Raw genomic sequence first — 2268 nt, 5'->3', positions numbered from 1 at the left:
CCGCCGAACCCGTCACACTCGACCCGGCAAGAACCTGCAAATCCTCCACCGACAACGACTCAAAAAACACGCTCTCCGAGGTACTGCTCTTCTCCAACTCCACACGGGTCTTCACGTCCTCCTCAAACGCCTTCACCTCCTCCTCACTCATCGGCTTTGACTCAGCAACATCAGGCTCGCAGGACTCATTCGCCCCGTCCCCGCCCTCAGCACCACACACCGGCACCGTGACCGCAGCTACTGGGCGCAGCTTCGAAGACTGGTACGGGTTCGCCAGATCCTCCGCCGTCAACACACCCGCCGCCGGATCACGGGTGAAACGCTCCCGGGGGCTGACTCTTCGACCAGGGCCCAGATGATAAGTGTCCATATACTGGGTGCGGATGCCTGTTTCCAGGGCCGCTCCGATCTTCCCCTCCGTCGGATTCACCATCGCCCACTCCGAGATCAACCTCGCCCGTTCCAACAACTCCGGTGATGCATCACCCGCGGTGTTAACCTCCTTCAAAACCTGAACAGCCGCCCGGTTCCGCCACGGATGGGAAGTGATCGAGAGATCCTCAACAGGGATGGGTGAGAGCTCCGGATGGGCTTGCAAATGCTCCACCAACAACGTTGTCTCGGGTTCCCCGCCCACCGTCAGGATTTCATCAACCTCCATTTGCTGCCAGTACCATTCCTCCGGCCCGGCAGGGGCCTCCGGGGTGCCCCCCTCAAAGACTTTGTAAGGGGTATCCATCTTCAAAGGCTCGCCAGCGGCATCGGCTGGGGTGATCGCCGCCTTGCCGTCAGCGGAGTGAATGAGCTCATGCCCCAGAGATGCGACCGGGTCTTTCCCGATCACAGTTCCAGTATGGATGTCACGGTAACTGGTAATCGCCGTAGGGTCGTAGGCTACGTAGGAGGCCGTCCCGGCAGGGACCTCGTTAAGGAGAAAGGCATGAGCGCCTTCGCCGGGGGTGGGGAAGATGACTACCCCGATGTCCGGGTTCGCTGTTCCGGCGGGCACTCCCCGGCCGCTGTGGTCAATCCACTGGTTGTACTCCCCGCCGTTGGCTTTCAGGGTGCCGGCGACTTTCATGATGGTCTTACCCGACCCGGTGGACCATAACCGGTCCAGGTCAGCGGTGATCTGATCAACATTACGCTGCCACACCACCTCATCATCAAACGCACCCCACCTCGACCCCAGAGATGTCCAGTCGCCGCCGGGCTGGAAGTGGTTGGCGATCCAGATCCCGGGGTAGACCTCCACCGCGTCAAACTGCGGAACATTCGTTCCCGGCAGGGTCGGGAATCCGATCCTGCGGACGTTGTTCGGGTCAGTGACCCTCGGCGGGGTCGTCGCCACCACAGGGGGCGGGGTAGCGTTCGCGGCCGGCCCGGCCGCGACATCGACAACGGCGAACAGCGTCAATGTCACCGCAACAGCCAACACCACCCCCCACAATCGGGGCAGTAACCCCGGAACACCGCGCCCGGGCAACCCGGAGCCTCGCCCGGCACCGACACCGGCTGTACTGGACCACAAACCCAAAACCATCAAACACACCTTCCACACAAGGAGGGGCGGTAGCGAAAGACGCACCGCAGAACAACAGGCACCTGCACAACCAGGCAACACAACACCCAAACACCGGCACCCAAACTCCCAAGACAAACAAAACCCGCCCCCATGACGGGACGGGGAATGCGCCGGGCCCAAGCAACAAGCGCGGGGTCTGGCTCAAGGGGTGGTGGTTCACACCGGATACAGCCGGTTAGGGGCCCTGCGTGGGGTAATCGGGCTGGCGGTTCCCAAAGCCCATGGTTCCCTCCGCGGGTGTTGCCCTGTGTCAGGGGTGGTGGGTCGCTTTTGGGGGAAGGGGGGAGGGGACCTGTTTGGGTCTCCCCCTGGTGGTGTGTCTGGAATTTTTGGGGCGGATGGGTGGGACACAGCCCTCCGCGCCTGGGCTGTGTCTTTGGTCGTGGTGGTGGTTTGAGGGAGCGGGGCAGGGATGGTTGGAAGGGGGAGCCCACCCCCCAACGATGGGCTCCGTCTTCCATGTCAGGGCAAAGGGCCGGGGACCCGGTACCTGGATGCGTGGGTACTCGTGGTGCCCGGTCCTTTGCCTGGTGCTTCAACCTGCCGATATCCCGGGGAGGTGACGCGGGGTGGTTGGGGGGTGTTGGGGGTTAGGGGTTGGGTGTGGGGTTGATGGTGATTTTGTCGATTTTGAGTGTGGGGGTTTTTCTGAGGTCGATGGTGAGTTTGCGGGTGGTTTGGTC

1 protein-coding gene is annotated in these 2268 nt (G+C 62.4%); it reads right to left on the bottom strand.

Annotated elements, in window-relative coordinates; all coding sequences use genetic code 11:
* Positions 1–1543 (bottom strand): hypothetical protein (locus ACFUOZ_RS21310; protein WP_377552022.1); only part of this gene is annotated, 1543 nt, incomplete at its 3' end.
* Positions 1544–2268 lie beyond the last annotated feature (725 nt).

The organism is Paenarthrobacter sp. NPDC057355 (assembly GCF_042667405.1).
Taxonomy (GTDB): Bacteria; Actinomycetota; Actinomycetes; order Actinomycetales; family Micrococcaceae; genus Arthrobacter.
Note: the sequence above shows the minus strand (reverse complement) of the source record. Positions and strands in the feature narration are given on the sequence as shown.